Source organism: Paenibacillus sp. FSL L8-0638, from assembly GCF_038593075.1.
In the GTDB taxonomy this organism is placed as follows: Bacteria; Bacillota; Bacilli; order Paenibacillales; family Paenibacillaceae; genus Paenibacillus; species Paenibacillus polymyxa_D.
Genome location: NZ_CP151960.1, coordinates 1,558,825 through 1,576,919, shown reverse-complemented (window position 1 = coordinate 1,576,919; position 18,095 = coordinate 1,558,825). Strand labels below are relative to the sequence as shown.

Genomic DNA, 18,095 nt, shown 5'->3' with positions numbered 1-18,095 from the left:
GTTAGAGAAAACAGCCTGATTCGTTCTCTGCCTTCCTATGAAACTTTAGAGATCACGAAAAATTGTATGGTATCATCAAAAGGCGTTACATTTGTCATCATTTCATGAGTCATATATGAGCAACAGTTGTATAGTTGTATAAAGATATGATGACTCCCCGATTAGCGACGCACTGCATCGGCCTTGGGATGCAAGGAATCCGGCCTCATATCTGTCCAATGTGTGCTGATATAATCCATACATGCCTCACGGCTGTCTGTCGGGTGAACGACCTCCCATCCAGTCGGTACATGCTGGAAATCAGGCCAGAGTGAATACTGTCCTTCTCCATTCATCAGCACTAAATAACCACCTTCATTCTGCTCAAAAGGATTAATCATGGTTTGTTTTCCTCCTTGCGATTGTGATGTATTGATTTAGAAAGCCTGTATAGTTTTGCTGCCATCAGTTTTCCAATATGAGCCAAGGGTCCCGGCTGGCACAGATCCTTATGACGGCAATCCAGTTCATGCTGCTCTAGCTGTCCATCAATATAGGGAAGCCAGGTTTCCGGAGCAATCGGCTCAAACCAATCTGGGATAATTGTAGATCGGAAAAATAATATATTACCTTTGTACCGTCTCGGAACGTACTCCCCCAAGATACGCACAGAATTTACATAAGTATCCTTGAGGTTTAAAATCGTCTCCTCGCTGAGGCTGGCCAAGGCGCTACCATCGCTTCGTAAGATATGCAGGGCGGTGGAAAGCCGCAAAGGCTCATCATTCAGACTATCCGGGTCATAACCCCCCAGAGCCAACAGAGCGATTAACGCTTCCTCCTCATCTGGTCCTCCCCGCAGCGGCAAATGGTTGCTTGGGTAGGAATCCAGCATGGTCAGAATCGCAATTATCTCTCCTTCGTATTGAAGCTGTGTCGCTATTGCATGAGCTACATTCCCTCCCAAAGACCACCCCAACAGATGATACGGTCCTGTGGGCTGAATTGTGCGAATATGACGAATATAATCGGCTGCCATATCATCCAGCGTCTGCGGCAATTCCTCCTGTCGGGCGATCCCGCGAGCCTGTAAGCCATAAATCGGATAATCCTTGCCCATGGACTGGATCAAGCCCGCATAACACCAGCTTAATCCGCCTGCCGGGTGTACACAGAACAACGGAGCTTGCAATCCGCTTGCCCGCAAAGGCAGCAAAACGTCCAAAGCCCCTTGATTGGCACCTACGTTCAACTGCTCGGCTAGGCCAGCCACTGTTGGCGTTCCAAAAAGGTTGCCAATGCCCAACTCGATACCCAATGCCTCGCGGATTCTACTAATCAGCTTCACAGCCAGCAATGAATGACCGCCCAGATCAAAAAAGCCATCATCTATACCGATTCGCTCCATGCCAAGCGTCTCGGCAAACAAATCACACAGGATTTCCTCCTGTGGCGTTCGCGGTCCCCTTCCTCCACCCGCAGCCATCTGCATGGGAGCAGGTAATGCTTTACGATCCAGCTTGCCATTAGGTGTAAGCGGGAGATCGGATACCGTGACAAAAGCTGACGGTATCATATAATCAGGCAAGCTGACTCCTGCATGCAGTCGGAGTCTGGACGCTTGCAGTTCACCGCCAGGTACAGGAACAATATAGGCGACGAGTCGTTTGTCCCCCGGCTGATCTTCGCGGACAATGACCGCTGCCTGAGCCACATCATCATGCCGAACCAGCACCGCTTCAATTTCTCCCGGCTCCATGCGAAAACCACGTATTTTGACCTGCTGGTCAGCACGTCCGGCATACTCCAGCGAGCCGTCAGACCGCCAGCGGGCCAAATCACCTGTCCGATACATCCGGCTCCCCGGCAAACCATACGGATCGGCTACAAAACGCTCTGCCGTTAAAGCGGGTCTTCCCAAATAGCCTTGTGCCAATCCAGCACCGGCAACATATAAATCACCCGTTACACCCGGCGGGACAGGCTGAAGTCGATGATCCAGCACATACACTTGCAGGTCAGGGATGGGACGCCCAATCAGACTGTTTGCTTTTTCAGCCACCATATCACGGTCTAACGCAATATAGCTGACATGTACAGTTGTCTCCGTAATCCCATACATATTCACCAAGGTAGGAGCATCGTCTGCATGACGCTCATACCATGCAGGCAGCCGGCCCAGTTCCAGAGCCTCACCACCAAATACGACATAACGCAACGCCAGCTTTTGTGAAAGGACAGGCTGTTCAAGATCAGCCTGCATCAGTTGATAAAATGCCGAAGGTGTCTGATTGAGCACCGTTACGCTCTCGTTCACCAGCAATTGCAGGAATTGCTCCGGAGAACGACTGACAGTATACGGCACAATGACAAGACGGCCTCCATGCAGCAGCGGTCCCCAAATTTCCCATACTGAAAAATCAAACGCATAGGAGTGGAACAGAGTCCATACATCCGATGGACCAAAATGAAACCCGGGCTGCGTCGAATCAAACAAACGCGCGACATTTTGATGAGGAATAACTACTCCCTTTGGTTTTCCGGTAGAACCGGACGTATAAATAATATAAGCAGGATGAAGCGGCAACAAAGGTATCAGACGGTCTGCATCCACCGGGTTCCGGTCCGGATATGACTTCAGCTCCTTATTTATCTGAGGATCCTCCAGTACAACCGGGAATACCGTGCTTGTTACCGGAATTGAGGATATTGTCACATGAATGCTGGTAATCATCAGAGCAGGTGAAGCATCCTCTAGCATATATGCGAGACGGTCTGCCGGATAATCAGGGTCTAGCGGCAAGTAGGCGGCTCCCGATTTAAGCACAGCCAGCAATGCAATAACCATATCCAGTGACCGAGGAAGCGCCAGCGCCACAATGCGATCTGGACCTGCACCACGCGCTATCAGCAGATGCGCCAGTCGATTGGCACGCGCGTTCAATTCCTCATAACTTAGCTGGTTGCCTTCGTATGAAACTGCAACAGCTCCCGGGGTACGGGCAGCCTGTTGTTCGAATAGAGCAGGCAAGCTCGAGGTAGACGCTTGGTTAGGACAAGTGCTCGCGTTCGTGTCACCGTTCCACTTCACGAGAATTTCGTGTCGTTCCTCTGGTCCCAAAATATCCAGGGCCCCTATCGGTTGTTCTGTATTAGCCACCGCGGCCACCAATAGTCGCTCCAGCCGTACCTTCATAGCTTCTATCGTTTCTCTTTTAAATAAATCGGTATTGTATTCGATCCATCCCTCGATTCCATCAGGTCGCCCGTCTGCGGTCCGACACTCGCGCAGCTCCACCGTCAGATCAAATTTCGCTGCACCCACGCTAGCCAATTGCAGTTGAGTTTCCACACCGGGCAACAGCAATTCGGGATCAGGGGTGTTTTGTAAAGCAAGCATAACTTGAAACAATGGATGTCTCGATCTGGAACGTGTAGGGTTCAGCATCTCTACAAGCCGCTCGAAGGGTACATCCTGATGTTCATACGCATCCAGACAAGTACGACGGACCCGTTCCAACAGCTCACGGAAAGTAGGGTCGCCCAATGTGTCGATACGAAGCACCAGCGTGTTGATAAACAAGCCCACGAGATGATCCAGTCCCTCTGCGTTACGTCCCGCTATCGGACTGCCCACCGAGATATCCGTCCCTGCACCCAATCGGGTTAGCAATGCGGCCAACCCGGCCTGCACCACCATAAACAGGCTGCCCCGACTTTCACGAGCCAAACGCAGCAACTGCTCATGCAATTCGGAAGCGATACGCAATACTACGGTATCTCCCCGGTAGCTGGCCTCGGAAGGGCGTGGATAGTCTGTAGGCAGATCTATTTGATCCGGTAGACCTTTCAATGCGTCGTGCCAATAAGCAAGCTGCTTGTTCATCAGGCTGCCAGCCTCGTTCTCCCTGCCAAGCAGATCCTGCTGCCATAGCGCATAATCCGCATATTGTACAGGCAGCATCGGCAACACCGGTGCCATGCTTTCAGGATGTGCGGATTGTTCCGCATGTGCATTACGGTCGATGTGCGCAGCATAGGCTGTAGCCAAATCACGTGTGAGTGCATTCAGCGACCAGCCATCTCCGACAATATGGTGCAACGTCATAAGCAGCACATGCTGGTCAGCAGACAGCGTGAACAGTTCGGTTCGCAAAGCCGGCTCCACTGCAAGATCAAAGCAGTAACGTGACCCTTCAGCAAGCATGTGTGGCAGCTCTGCCTCACAAATTTTCGTCACACGGAGTACAGGCCAAGCTTGCTGCATTTCCAGAATGACCTGCTGCGCTACACCTTGCACATCTGGAAAAATCGTACGCAGCGTCTCATGGCGGGCCACGATGTCTCCTAAGGCAGCTTGAAGTGCCTCCACTTTTACATCCCCCGACATACGGATAACGAGTGGGATATTATATGTAGGGCTTGGTCCCTCCATCCGATGCAGGAACCATAATCGGCTCTGGGCGAAGGAGAGAGGAATTCGTTGTGGACGTACGGCCGGAAGCAATGAGGGCCTTAAGCTCTGCCCTTGGTCCAGTCGTTTCGCAAAACTGGCAACCGTAGGAGTTTCAAACAGGCGGCCTATATTCAGTTCTACCCCGAATACCTCCCGGATTCTTACCATCAAGCGTGCGCCAAGTAGCGAGTGACCACCCAGATCAAAGAAACTGTCATCAATACCGACTATCGGTAGTGCCAGCACTTCTGCGAACAGGTCACACAACATGGCTTCCTGTGGTGTTCTGGGAGTACGGACGTGGAGAATCTTATCCATAACAGGAGCAGGCAATGCCTTACGGTCCAGCTTGCCATTAGGCATGAGCGGCAAGGCCCCCAGCATCACAAACGCTGAAGGTACCATATAATCGGGCAGACTCGCAGCGGCATATTCACGTAACGCCAGTGAATGCAAACGATGAGGCGATGAGCCCAAGTCCCCTCTTATACTTTGATATCCAAAAGGTTCGGCAGGCGCTTTTTGTTCGGATTGCTCACTTTGTCCCGATGACCTACCCGGCTCCTGCTGAATAGTCTCTGTCTCAGCTCCGGTAAGCACCGGCGTTGCTGCGGCAGCGATCGGTACGATATAGGCAACCAGCCGCTGATCTCCCTCTCGGTCCTCACGGACAATCACAGAAACCTGGGATACATCGGAATGCCGCGCCAAAACGGCTTCAATTTCACCCAGTTCTACGCGGAAGCCGCGAATTTTAATCTGGTGGTCCGCACGCCCCCCGTATTCAAGAGATCCGTCCAATCTCCAGCGGGCCAAATCTCCAGTTCGATACATGCGGCTCCCCGGATGGCCAAACGGATTGGCTACAAAACGCTCCGCTGTCAAATCCGGGCGCCCATAATATCCCCGAGCCAGCCCATCCCCGGCAATGTACAGGTCTCCTGTGACCCCTGCCGGAACTGCCTGAAGACTACCGTCAAGCACGTACACTTGCGTATTGCGGATAGGCCTGCCGATAGCCGGTGTTCCCGTGTCTCCTTTTTCGATGGAAGCTGCAGTAGACCAAATCGTCGTTTCGGTGGGACCGTACAGATTCGTAATGCGGCAATCCAGACGCTGGAGTGCATGCAGCAATTCCTCTGGAAGAGCCTCGCCTCCAACCAGCACCCGCAAACCCCGAATAGCCTCTGCATGTTCCGTTGCCAGCACATGCCACAGCGTAGGCGTCGCCTGCATCAGGGTAGGCTGTGAACGGTTAATCAGCTCGGCCAAAGCAGACGGCTCCTGAACGGTTTCCTTCCGGGCAATAATCAGTTGCGCACCATTCAACAAGGGTAAATAGATTTCCAGTCCGGAGATATCAAAGGATATCGTCGTAACTGCCAGCAGTCGATCCTGCTCACACAACGTGAATTGATCCTGCATGGCAAGCAAAAAATTTGTCAGGCTCTTGAAAGTAATAACGACTCCCTTCGGCTTGCCCGTTGAGCCAGAGGTATAAATAATATACGCAGGATGGTCCGTGGATAAAGGCTGAACACGTTCACGATCCGTAGGATTCGTATCCGGGTAGGCTGATAGTTCATGATTATGTCCGTTCAAAACAGCCGCCGAATCCCCTTGGCCGCTTCCTCCATCCAAAAGCATACGTGGCACAGAAATGTCTGCCGGAATGCGGTCCGCTACCTGGGCATTGGTTAAAATGCAGACCGGAGACGCATGCTCCAGCACATAAGCAACACGATCGTGCGGATAATCAGGGTCCAGTGGAACATAAGCCGCGCCCGTTTTAAGCACAGCCAGCATCCCTATAACCATGTTGACGGAGCGAGGGAGCATCAGGGCAACGATCTGCTCAGGTCCTGTCCCATGAGCAATCAGCCAATGGGCTAATCGGTTCGCCCGCTTATTCAGCTCCTTATAGCTAATTACCATGTCGTTGTCACATTCCACAGCTACAGCATCAGGTCTAAGTTCCGCCTGTAGCTGGAGCATTTCCTGTAAGGAAGCGACTGGCATCGGACTGGAAGAACGATTCCAGCCCTTCAGTATAAGCTGACGCTCCGCAGGCAGCAGGAGGTCGATTTGTCCAATCGGCTGTTCTGGTTCCGAAGCTGCGACCTTTGTAAGCAACTGCAAGAAACGCTGTTGATGCTCTTCTATTTCCCGTTTGCTATACATAGCAGGGTTGGCATCCCAATCTATGCGCAATCCAGATCCGTCCGACCTGTCATAGACATTCAAGGACAGATCATCAACCGGGCCTGCCGACAGGTTATGTGTAATTCCGCGAGAACCGTTAAAATTCAGCTCATAGTCAAATGGCATAATATTGACCAATGGACCAAACAATCTCCTGTTTTCACTAAGCAAGCGCAGATCACGCCGTAGCTCCTCATGCCTGTATTTTGTATGACGCCGTATCTCACCCAGCTCCTGTACCAATTGACGGAGCAATGTGGCTACCTTCATTCCTGGCTGAATCGACAAACGCAGCGGCAACAAATTCATCACCATACCCGGCACACGGAGCGAGGCTGAGCCTAATCGGTTCATCATTGGCAAGCCAAGTATAACGTCTTGTGCACCTGTGAACCGGTGAATATAAATAGCCATTGCCGACAAAATTACATCCGGCCAGCTCACGTTGAGACGTTCCGCAGCCATCTGAAGACGTTCACGCTCCGCAGAGGTGACATGGGCTGTAACGCGTACGAAACCTCCAGCCATCGCTTCTTTCGAAGCTACATGCCTGGAGTTTCTCGTTGCATGGTCTCCCAAACTGGCCACCTCGAACCCATCGGCAAAGCGTTTGATCCAAAATTCACGCTCCTGCCCAAACTTCTCCGAGGCGCGATAGATCGAATCTTCCTCCAATAGTTGACTAAACCGCGGAAAGCAGCCCTCTTCGTCCAAGCGTCCTTCCGCCAAAGATGTGTACAGTTGAGCCACCCGCTGCGCTATGAGCGAAAAGCCAAAGCCATCCAATGCAATATGATGAACACGCTGATACCAGAAAAATTGATGATGACCTACCCGAAACAATGCCTGTGTAAACAGTGGCCCTTGGGTAAGATCAATCGGCTTCAGCAAATCATCCCTCATCCAGACTTCAGCAACTTTACGAGGATCAGGAGCTGCGCTTACATCGATTTGGTGCAGCGTCCATTCCCCCGAAGACATAATCATCTGCCAGGGTCCATCCTCATTCTCTCCGAACCGCAAATGCAGTGATTCAGCCTCTGCCATCGTGCGGCGGAGTGCTTCCTTAAAGCAAATGGGATCGACCGTCCCGTGAATTTCAACGTATTCACCGGTATTATAGGCCGGATTTTGCAAATCCATCTGTTGGGCAAACCAAATGCCCGCTTGCGCTCCCGACAAAGGAAGACGAATAGCCTGATGCTTGAGCATACACAAACCCTCCTTTAAAGGGAAAAATAGTCTAAATTAGGCATTGACTGCCTAGTTCGCGAAGACAATAGCTTCCACCAATCAGCAAGTGTCGGACGTTCAGCCAACTCCACGAACGTCACCCTTGCCCCGTAGCGGCGCCATTTTTCCACAAGACTCATCATACGAATCGAATCCAGTCCCCTATCCATCAGATTATCGTGGGCAGCCAATCCTTCCGCTGATTCCTGCAGCAGTCCTGCGACCTGCTCACGTACCAATTGTTCAGTTAACTGCGGAGCCGCAGGCACTTCCTTTTCAGCCATTGCTGAATCTAAAGTCTTTGCCTCGCTTTCTCTTTCACCAGGCTTCTGGTCAGCTATGCCTGTCTGAGCTGTAGCCATATTTACACTTTGCACCTGAGCACCTTCCGTTGCTGACCCCTTCGTAGTCTCCAACTCGTCAATCAAGGGGGCAGTCAGCATCGTAACCGCGCAACGCTCAGCAGCGTAAGTCAGGGCCATTTTGTGGTATTCCAGTGAAAAGTCCCCCAAGGCGTCAGCTACAAAAAAAGGCTGTATATCCTTCATAAATGCCTCGGTCGCGGTCATTAGACAGCCAATATGTGCGTAAATACCGGTAATCATGATCTGATCGCGATGATATTGCCGCAATATATCGTCTAAATTGGTTTTTTGAAATGCGCTATACCTCCATTTCGTCAAAACCATATCCTGATCCGAAGGGGCAAGCTCGTTCACAATCTCCTTTTGAACAGGTCCATCATCCATTCCCTTGCCCCAAAAATCCTGCTGTAGCCCCCTTTTCTCCGGAGCCTGACCTCCCGGCTGCGCCGAATAGATTACAGGTATCCCAAGCTGCTGGCAGTGGCTTTTCAACAACTGGATGTTAGCGATCAACTCCTTGACCGGAGATTGCCCAGCCTCAAAAGCGGTAACAAAATATTGCTGCATATCATGAATCAACAGCACCGCACGTCTGGGATCAGGTCGCCATGCCACTTTATTTTGGGGCATATCCGAAGCACTCGGCATCGGATATGCTGAAATTGGAGGAATAGCCATCATATCGCTTCCTTTCATTTTTCGATTCATTACGAGTATCTGTCTTGCGTTATGTGTTCTTGCTCATCGTTATGTCTCCATGCGGTTCAGGTGCAGATGCTAGCTGCTGTGTAATCATTTCCCGCAATGCTTTTTTACTAACCTTGCCTACACTGGTCTGTGGAAACTCTGTTATAAACTCAATTCTGTCAGGAATTTTGTAAGCCGCCAAACCACGTTCACGCAGAAATTTCTTCAACTCCGTTACGGTCGGTACCATCTCATACGGGATAATAAAAGCACAGGAACGTTCACCCAAATATTCGTCAGGCATGGCTACAATCGCTGCATCATGCACACCGGGATGGGCCAGCAAATGATTTTCAATCTCCTCAGCCGCCACCTTTTCCCCGCCCCGGTTAATTTGATCCTTGGCTCGGCCTTCCACAATCACATTGCCATCGGGACTCAACCTCACCAAATCGCCCGTACGATAAAATCCATCCCGCGTAAATGCTCTTGCATTATGCTGATCCGCCTTATAATAACCCCGAATCGTGTAAGGTCCACGTGTAAGCAAATGGCCTACCTCTCCCGGTGCCACTTCTTTGTCCTCATCATCCAATATTTTAATTTCATCGTCGATTGAAATGGGACGTCCCTGAGTTGCTACAATGATATCCTCCGGATCATCCAGTCTGGTATAATTGACCAGCCCCTCCGCCATACCAAACACCTGTTGCAGGGTACACCCAAGTTCCGGCTTTATGCGACGAGCAGCCTCCTCATTGAATTTGGCTCCCCCTACTTGAAGCACCTGAAGACTGGACAAATCACAGGTTCTCGACGAAGCACTATCAAGCCATACCAGCGCAAGCGGCGGGACCAAAGCAGTAATCGTCACCTGCTCCTGTTCAATCAATGGAAAAGCATCATCTGGACTCGGCGTAGGCGCAAGTACAATTTTAGCTCCCGCATATAAGGCTCCGAAGACACCCGGAGAACTGAGCGGGTAATTGTGAGCCATGGGAAGCGCAGCTAAATACACGCTAGCTTCATCCAGACCGCATATTTCAACACTGCCCCGCAGACTGTAAATATAATCATCGTGTGTCCTTGGAATTAGCTTGGGCAAGCCTGTACTCCCACCGGAAAGCTGGAGAAAGGCAATATCCCCCGCAAGCGCCTGGGGTAACGACTGATCAGGTTGGATATACAATCCGGATAGAGCCGTAAATTCCTGCGGCTTGCCCACAACAATGACATGACGCAGGGTTGCCACTCTGGCTTGTACCTCTCTGGCTAGTCCACGATAGTCAAAGCCCGAATATACATCTGGAATGATATAAGCGACCACCTCGGAAAATTCACCGAAATAGGCAATCTCGCTACTTCGATGAGCCGGAAGCGAGAATATGGGTAACGCCCCCAATCTGAACAGCGCAAAGCATACATCAAAAAACTCCGTGACATTTGGCAACTGAACGATGACCCGATCCGTCGATCTAATTCCCAATTGGTAAAATCCGGCTGCCAGACGATCTACTTTTTCGTCCAATTCACGGTAGCTTGTACTTGTTTGGCCGTCCGTCACTGCCGTCCGGTCACCTTGCGATACTGCACGCTCCCTCAACATTTCTCCAAAGGTCACTCCCTCCCAGTAGCCTGCCTTCCGGTAACGCTCGGCAAATTCCTGCGGCCATGTAGGGCATCCGGGCAACATCATGATATTCCTCCTCTTTCTGTACCGTTCTCGTTATTCATGCTTCAGTCCCAATGCCTGAAGCATGGTTCCAAACTTGGCTGCTGTTTCCGCCAGTTCGTCTTCCGGGTTTGAAGCCGCCACAATGCCTGCCCCTGCAAACAAACGCAAGGAATGCTTTGCAGCTTCTGCACAACGGATCGTAATCACCCATTCTCCATCTCCGGCTGCATCACACCATCCAACAATTCCCGTGTAAAAGCCCCGATCAAACGATTCGATATCTCGGATAACCTTTTTGGCCTGCTCTGTAGGCGAACCGCATACGGCTGGCGTAGGATGCAGCGCCAGGGCAACGGCCAAAGATGAAACCGTCAAATCCGCCAATTCCCCCGTAATTTCAGTCGAAAGATGCCACATCGTCTCTGTTTGTATCAGCGAAGGCTCCTGCGGCACATCCAGTCTCCGGCATAGCGGTCTGAGTGCCAAGGCCACCGCTTCAACGACTACCGCGTGCTCATGCCGGTCCTTGACTGATTCCAGCAATGCCGCAGCCCGCAGCTTGTCTTCGACAGGATCATCACTGCGAGGTGCAGAGCCAGCCAGCGGATTAACCGTCAGATGCAGCCCCTCTCGGGAAACGAGCAGCTCGGGGCTAGCTCCAATCAGCGTTCGCTGTTCCACACCGACAACAGCCCCGTCCGAGCCTGCTTCTTCCGCCTCCAAAGCGGGTAAATCAACAGCGAAGGTATAGCCTTTGGTATTATGTCTGGCTAAATTATGCAAATAACCGGGAATGTCCACTTGTTCCGAAGTATCTAGCTGTAGCGTTCTAGACAGCACGATTTTGCTCAGCTCCCCGGACGCAATATATTTCAGGGCCTGTTCCACCCCCTGTACAAACTCCGACGGTTCGGGTACGGAACGAATACCATAGTCCGGAGCCTGCCCAAGCTTTGTCGGGTTCACACGGCTGGCAGCATTCGCTGAATCGGCAGCTTTCCCATTCTCGGAGTGCCAGTTCGTAGAGTGAGAATGAAGCGGCCCCGCCCATCGAGTCTCTGCCGGAACCAGAAGCTGTGCAGCCCGTGAAGCATCAAAGGGAATAGCTCCCACCACAATCGGATGTCCACCGTGGGACTGACGCACACTCTCGAGCAACGTGGCTACACGCCCGGTCAATCCGCCCTCCGTATCGCTTGCCTCCCCATGCGGCAATGCCCCCAACGTACCTTGGGCCAGTAAAGTCCGGGTGGGTGACGCAAAAAAGAAGGAAGAGCCTGGCTTGTAATCTTTTAGCAACTGAGTCGCTTGCACTTCAAGCGCAGTATTGGATTTCATACGTTATTGCCTCCTATTCCATTGTTTTCTGTCACGATTGCCATTACCTATTCCCATACAAGACCGCTGCATTCCACTCAGACACCTAACGTAGCGCCACCATCAATGCGCAAATCATGCATCGTTATATGGCGTGACTTGTCCGAAGCAAGAAAAACAACAGCATCCGCGATATCTGCCGGATCAGCCAACCTTCGCAATGGAATGCCGACCTTGTAAGCGTTCGGCGATCCGTCAATAGCTGCTTGTGCCCCACTTTCATCAGACCACAGGGACCACTGCATTTCTGTCTCCGTAGAACCTGGGGACACCACATTACAGCGAATATGATGGCAGGCAACCTCCAATCCCAAGCATTTAGTAAACATCGCCGAAGCGGCCTTTGAAGCTGCATAAGCTGCCATATACATACGAGGTACAGCTCCCGCATTGGAACCCACCGTGACAATCGAACCCGATTTCCGGGGAATCATATGCTTCACCACAGCCCGGGATATGTAAAAGACACCGTTTGTGTTTACAGCAAAGGTTTCCGTCCAGTCACTGTCACGGAGCGTGTCTACTAGCCCAATTCGTAGCACACCCGCAACATTCACCAAAATGCCAACTGGTCCGAGATGATGCTCAATCTGCTCTACCATCTCGTCGACAGCCGCACGATGGCTGATATCGACAGGAAAAGCCGTTGCACGATAGCCGTCACGCACCAGCTCGTCTACCAGCCTGCTCACACCTTCTGCGTTTCGGTCTACAGCGGCAATGATTGCTCCCAATTCGGCCAGAGAACGCGCCACAGCAGCACCGATACCTTGGGCAGCACCTGTAACCAGAGCTACCTTCCCCTGTATTCCGTCATCACTCATGTTCATTCCACCCTTTCCAGCGAAATCAAAAAAAGCAGTTTAACGCCCAGTTTCTGCTGTAATCATCATTCATTTTGAATTTAAATAACTAATAATGATAATCATTATCAATTAAGAGTTACAAAATATGATAACTAAACCATCAATTACAGTCAATGTTGAAAATCGTCTGTTTTCGTCCATATTTGTATATTTAATAAAATTATCAATTCAAAAAAACCTCTCCTGGTAGCATTGGAGAGGTTTTTTTGAATTTTATCCCTTTTTATACTCTATATCCCTTTATATATCTTCATTTTTTGATTCTTTTCATAGTTTTAGTGACAAACCGAAGCAAAACGAACGGCTCTGCTCACCAGTACTGGCAACACGGATATATGGCCTTCATCTGCAAATTCACGGAATTCTACATGCAAGCCCGAATCATTCACATTTGTTAAACGCTCAGCAAGCTCCCTGGCCTTTTCCTGCATACCACTTGAATGTCCTGCTTCCAGCTCACCCACCGCAATCAACAGCCTTTTGTTCCGCTGTTCCTGAGCTGTGGAGGCTAAAAAGTGTTTCTCTTCCTCCATAATGGCCCTCCCACCCCAGTGAATAGAGGGACTTCCCGCCACATAGATCTGAAAAGAGCCGGGTCTTGTAAACAGGGTATGTAATACGAACAGGCCCCCTAATGAATGACCGAAGATCGTTTGTCGGCTGCGATCGATGTGAAAATCACGCTCCATTTTAGGCTTTAGCTCATCTTCAATAAATGACAGGAAATGCTCGGCTCCCCCGCTTTCAATAGGTGCTTCTCCGTTTGGTCTTACAAGAAGCTCTACTGCCGTCCTTGGTAGTGTAAGATCGTAATATCGAGAAGGATGGAACGGAGCCTCTGTTGGGTAGCCTATTCCTACAACGATAGCTGGGACAACACCCGTTTTGTCGGGTCGTCTGCCCTGAACACGCACCGCTTCCACCAGGGTTCCAAAAACAGAATTGGCATCCAGTACATAAATAATTGGATACCCGGTTACAGGAGGTTCCTCAGCAGGGATCGCAATATAAATATGATACTCGCGGTTTTCAGCCTGTGAGTACATCACTCGATGCTGACTTCGAGGAACGTACACAGCTCCATGTGCATCACTGGAACGATGAACATGCGTAAATAGGTCTTTCACGGGAATAACCTCCTATAGAACCTCAATTTCAATTCAATTAGGCCGTTTTTTTCATCAGCAAGACTACAAAATAAGGGACCCCGATCACCGCAATAATCAGCCCAACAGGAATTTCCGCAGGCGCAACCACCGTTTTGGCAACAAAATCAGACAACAGTACCAGCACCATACCCACCATGCCGCATACGGGAATCACAAGACGATGATGAAGGCCAACCAGTCTTCTGGCGATATGAGGGGACAATAATCCTACAAAGCCTATTCCTCCTGAAACAGACACACAGGCACTCACCAGTCCAATGCTGGACAGCAGAAGAATAGACTTTTCCTTTTCGGTCGCAACGCCGAGACTTTTAGCTGTAAGTTCATGCAATTGAAACAGATCCAGAACATACGATTTCAACCAAATAACAGGGATCAAAATGACAAGCCACGGAATTACGGCGGCAACCAGCTTCCAATCCGCACTCCAAATACTGCCCGACATCCATACTGTCGCCATCTCGAAATCCGAGGCTTTCATTTTCAGCGATAGATATAAGCTTAAGGAACCGAAGCCAGAGCCAATCGCGATACCTACGAGAAGCAGCCGCTGCGGATCCAGGCGTCCTGCTTTCCATGCAAATAAATAGATCAGCAGGGCAGCCATCAAACCTCCAATCAAGCCGAAAAAGGGCATAGCCAACGCCGCAGTCCAGCCGGTCGTTTCCATCTGTCCTTGGTAAAAGAACATAAATATGACGATGGCTGCCCCCGCCCCTGCATTAATGCCCAAAATGCCGGGATCGGCCAAGCCATTCCGTGTAACTCCCTGTACCGCCGCCCCAGCAATCCCCAGCCCCAGACCGACCAAGGCGGCAATCACAATACGAGGTAGCCGAAAATCAAAAATTACCAAATCCAACTGCGGAGTAGGATGAATACGGAACAACGTCTGAACCACTTCCTGCAGAGTCATGTCGAACTCCCCATGGGTCAGACTAATATAGGAGGCTGCTAAAATGAGCGCAGCCATGCTTAAAAGTACGAGCCACAGGCGTTTTGCACTGATTTTACGCATGCTCTCCCCCTCCTTTTCTACGTATTAAGTACAGAAAGAAAGGGATGCCAATGACTGAGGTAACCACACCAATAGGCGTTTCAAACGGATAATTTAGAAAACGGCTCAACACATCAGACATACCCAAAAAAACGCCACCGATCAAACCAGAGCATGGAATGACCCAACGGTAATCTACTCCGATTAAATATCGGGTGATGTGCGGAATCAATAAGCCAACAAAAGCAATTTTTCCTGCCAGCGCAACAGAAACACCCGTCAGCAATGCTACACAGAGCATCGCCCCCAGCTTGACCGGTAATGACCGCTGTCCCAGGCCTGTGGCCACGTCGTCGCCTAGCGACAGTAGTGTTATTGGCTTGGCCAGCAGCATCGCCCCCACAACTGCCACAAGAGCAAAGGGAATTGCCAATTGGATCATCCCGGGATCCATCTGATGCAGTCGTGCGTTAAACCAGAAGCTTACATTTTGCGATACATTAAAATAAATGGAAAGAACGGCCGACAAGCTGCTTAAAAACGTGCCGATGATTGTTCCCAAAATGGCCATACGAACCGGAGCAAGACCCCCGGGAATCATCCAGACTAAACCGAATACAATAGCTACCCCAAGAGCCGATCCTACAAAAGAACTGCCGATCAGCCCCATCGAAGTGGAGTTCGGCGCGAGGATCATCATTAAGGTGATCACAAATGCCGCTCCATCTGACACGCCCATAATGGAGGGTGAAGCCAAGAAATTCCGCGTCATTCCCTGCATAATGGCTCCTGAAATCGCGAGAAAAGCACCAATCAATATAGAGCCGACCGCTCTAGGCAGACGAGAGTTTAATACGACCTGATGATCTACATTCCCAGCATCAAAATGAAAAAAGGTAGCAATTACCGTCTCCCATTCTATCGTCTTGGCTCCGTACATCACAGACAGTAGTAACGTTAACACGATAAACAAAGGAGAGACGAAGATGATAAGGTAAGGAGAGATTAACTTTTTTCCCATGTTCCTACCTTTACTGCGAAAGTCGGTTCATAACCGCTTCCAAAAAGGCTAGTTTGCTCCATGAAGTACCGCCTTGAGCATTGGGATCTACGATGTTGACGAAGGTTTTCCCATTCTTTACGGCGTTGATGCTGCTCCAAATCGGATTTTTCTCCAGATCCGCTAATGCCTGCGGCTGATCCTTGTTCTCTCCTTCCGAGAATTGCACGAACAGATAATCAGGGTTCATATCAGCCAACTTCTCCAAAGAAACTGCCTCTTGTGCCTTTACTGTATTTAACTCTTCCGGTACCTTAGCTCCCAGATCAACATATAGCGAAGGATTGAAATATACATCTGCAGGATATACATACAGATTACCTGTACGAATCCGTACCATAAGCACCTTTTTGTTTTCCCATAATGGCTTGAGCTTCTGTTGGGCCGCCTGAGCATCTCGCTTGTACTTGTTCAGTATCTCTTTCGCCTTCGCCTCTTTGCCCGTAAGTTGCCCCAACATGAGCAGGTTCGCTTCCCAGTTCGTTGAAATATGAGATACTGGAATCAATGTAGCGACCTTCCCCAGCTGTTCTGCCACCGCAGGCCGAAATTTGGAGCTCCCAAGAATCACATCTGCCTTCAGTTTCAGGATCGTTTCAGCACTAGGCTGCATTCGGTCACCAACATCTGCGGCTCCTTCCATCGCTTTTTCCATGTATTCGGGGAATTTTCCTCCCGAAGTAACCGCCCCAGTCGGCTTTACTCCCAGGACAGCCGCATCTTCCATCGCTTCCAGACTTGCTACAATAATATGATCCGTCTTGGTCAGCTTATAAGTCTTATCTAGATATGTAATCGTCTTGGCACTTTCTCCGTCGGAAACTGACGTCTGTGTCGATGCATTGGAATTCGTTTGAGCCGAGCTATCCACCTCCTGCACTTTTCCACCACACGCTGTCAACAACAAACTTGCCGATAATAAAGTACACACCCCTACTGCAAACTTCTTCATAACCTGAATGGCTCCCCTCTACTGCTTGATTACAGATAATAGTTATCATTATCAATGATAACTATTATCAATAGTAGGAGAGAAATCATTGCATTGCAATATTTTTTCTAATATTTATCAAAAAGGCGAGCTTTTTTCCTTGGAATCACTGCATCTAAGAAGCATCAGCCTTCCTCTCTCTGCTGAACATCATCCACATTCCATTCTCTATAGAACTGCTCCAAGTACATCTCCATCCATTGATGCCGAACCTCCGCCAGCTCTTGAGCATAAGCGGTATTCATAAGATCTTTGAGTTTTAGCAGCTTTTCGTAAAAATGGTATATGGCACTTTTACCTGCGGCACGATACTCATGCTGTGAAAAATCTTTATCCGGGTGATGCATCATACTGCCTTTTGAGCCCGCATACATAAAGGTTCTTGCAATCCCAATCGCTCCAAGAGCATCCAACCGATCCGCATCCTGCACAACTTGACCTTCCAGCGTCTCCATGGGCGGGTTTTGTCCACCATTGTAGGACATCGTAGCTATAATGGTCATCACGTGCGCGATTACCTCCAGATCATTTACATGCAGAAGCAGCCACTGCTCTACTTTATCCAGCCCGGCTTGTTTGGAATCATTTAATTTTTCATCCGCTACATCATGCAGCAGTGCTGCCAGTTCACAAATAAACGAATCTGCGCCCTCTTTGGCAGCAATTTTAAGGGACAGCTTTCTCACCCGGTCTATATGCCACCAATCGTGGCCACTATGATCATGCTCCAACTGTTGCTGTACAAAGGGCTCTGCCTTTTGAATAATATCTGCACAAATCGCTTCCTGTTGCTCCGTTCGTCTCTTCATATGTCACCTTTCAATCCAGTCCATACTTTCTATGGTAGGTTCGTTTGATTTTTTAATGCTTGTCCATTTGCTTACTACGAATCATTCTTCATTTTATGCTATATGGTGTATGCTATCCAACCTTTAGAACGAGAAGTCAGTAACCTGACAAAAAAAGAACCTCCAAAACCACATCAATCGTAGTCGCGGAAGTTCTTTTACATTTTCCCTACCTATCTCTAATCCTATA

11 protein-coding genes are annotated in these 18,095 nt (G+C 49.9%); all 11 read right to left on the bottom strand.

Annotated features, from left to right (window positions below; genetic code table 11):
- Nucleotides 1-161: 161 nt before the first annotated feature.
- Nucleotides 162-380 (bottom strand): MbtH family protein, encoded by a 219-nt coding sequence (locus MKY35_RS07020; RefSeq protein WP_307348818.1) that lies wholly within the window; start codon nucleotides 378-380, stop codon nucleotides 162-164.
- Nucleotides 377-7,849 (bottom strand): amino acid adenylation domain-containing protein, encoded by a 7,473-nt coding sequence (locus MKY35_RS07015; protein WP_342445973.1) that lies wholly within the window; start codon nucleotides 7,847-7,849, stop codon nucleotides 377-379. The genes MKY35_RS07020 and MKY35_RS07015 overlap by 4 nt, the downstream gene beginning before the upstream one ends.
- Nucleotides 7,850-7,863: 14 nt before the next feature.
- Entirely contained in the window at nucleotides 7,864-8,913 is a 1,050-nt protein-coding gene (locus MKY35_RS07010) for an isochorismatase family protein (protein ID WP_342446621.1), read from the bottom strand.
- Between the two features lie 49 nt (nucleotides 8,914-8,962).
- Nucleotides 8,963-10,615, bottom strand: coding sequence for a (2,3-dihydroxybenzoyl)adenylate synthase (locus MKY35_RS07005; protein ID WP_342446620.1), 1,653 nt, complete (start codon nucleotides 10,613-10,615; stop codon nucleotides 8,963-8,965).
- A 33-nt stretch (nucleotides 10,616-10,648) separates the two neighbouring features.
- On the bottom strand, nucleotides 10,649-11,935 hold the full coding sequence (dhbC, locus tag MKY35_RS07000) for an isochorismate synthase DhbC (RefSeq protein WP_342445972.1): 1,287 nt from the start codon (nucleotides 11,933-11,935) through the stop codon (nucleotides 10,649-10,651).
- A 77-nt stretch (nucleotides 11,936-12,012) separates the two neighbouring features.
- Nucleotides 12,013-12,798, bottom strand: a complete 786-nt coding sequence (locus tag MKY35_RS06995; protein ID WP_322251360.1) for a 2,3-dihydro-2,3-dihydroxybenzoate dehydrogenase — start codon at nucleotides 12,796-12,798, stop codon at nucleotides 12,013-12,015.
- A 317-nt stretch (nucleotides 12,799-13,115) separates the two neighbouring features.
- Nucleotides 13,116-13,886, bottom strand: coding sequence for an alpha/beta hydrolase-fold protein (locus MKY35_RS06990; RefSeq protein WP_342446619.1), 771 nt, complete (start codon nucleotides 13,884-13,886; stop codon nucleotides 13,116-13,118).
- Between the two features lie 118 nt (nucleotides 13,887-14,004).
- Nucleotides 14,005-15,027: an iron ABC transporter permease gene (locus tag MKY35_RS06985; protein WP_342445971.1), complete on the bottom strand. Its 1,023-nt coding sequence runs from the start codon at nucleotides 15,025-15,027 to the stop codon at nucleotides 14,005-14,007.
- A complete protein-coding gene (locus tag MKY35_RS06980; protein WP_342445970.1) occupies nucleotides 15,020-16,027 on the bottom strand; it encodes an iron ABC transporter permease in 1,008 nt (335 codons plus the stop codon). Before MKY35_RS06980 ends, MKY35_RS06985 begins: the two co-directional genes overlap by 8 nt.
- A 10-nt stretch (nucleotides 16,028-16,037) precedes the next feature.
- The gene (locus tag MKY35_RS06975; RefSeq protein WP_322251357.1) at nucleotides 16,038-17,018 is read right to left on the bottom strand and encodes an ABC transporter substrate-binding protein; all 981 of its coding nucleotides are present in this window, start codon (nucleotides 17,016-17,018) and stop codon (nucleotides 16,038-16,040) included.
- A gap of 164 nt (nucleotides 17,019-17,182) precedes the next feature.
- Entirely contained in the window at nucleotides 17,183-17,866 is a 684-nt protein-coding gene (locus MKY35_RS06970; protein WP_342445969.1) for an HD domain-containing protein, read from the bottom strand.
- Nucleotides 17,867-18,095 lie beyond the last annotated feature (229 nt).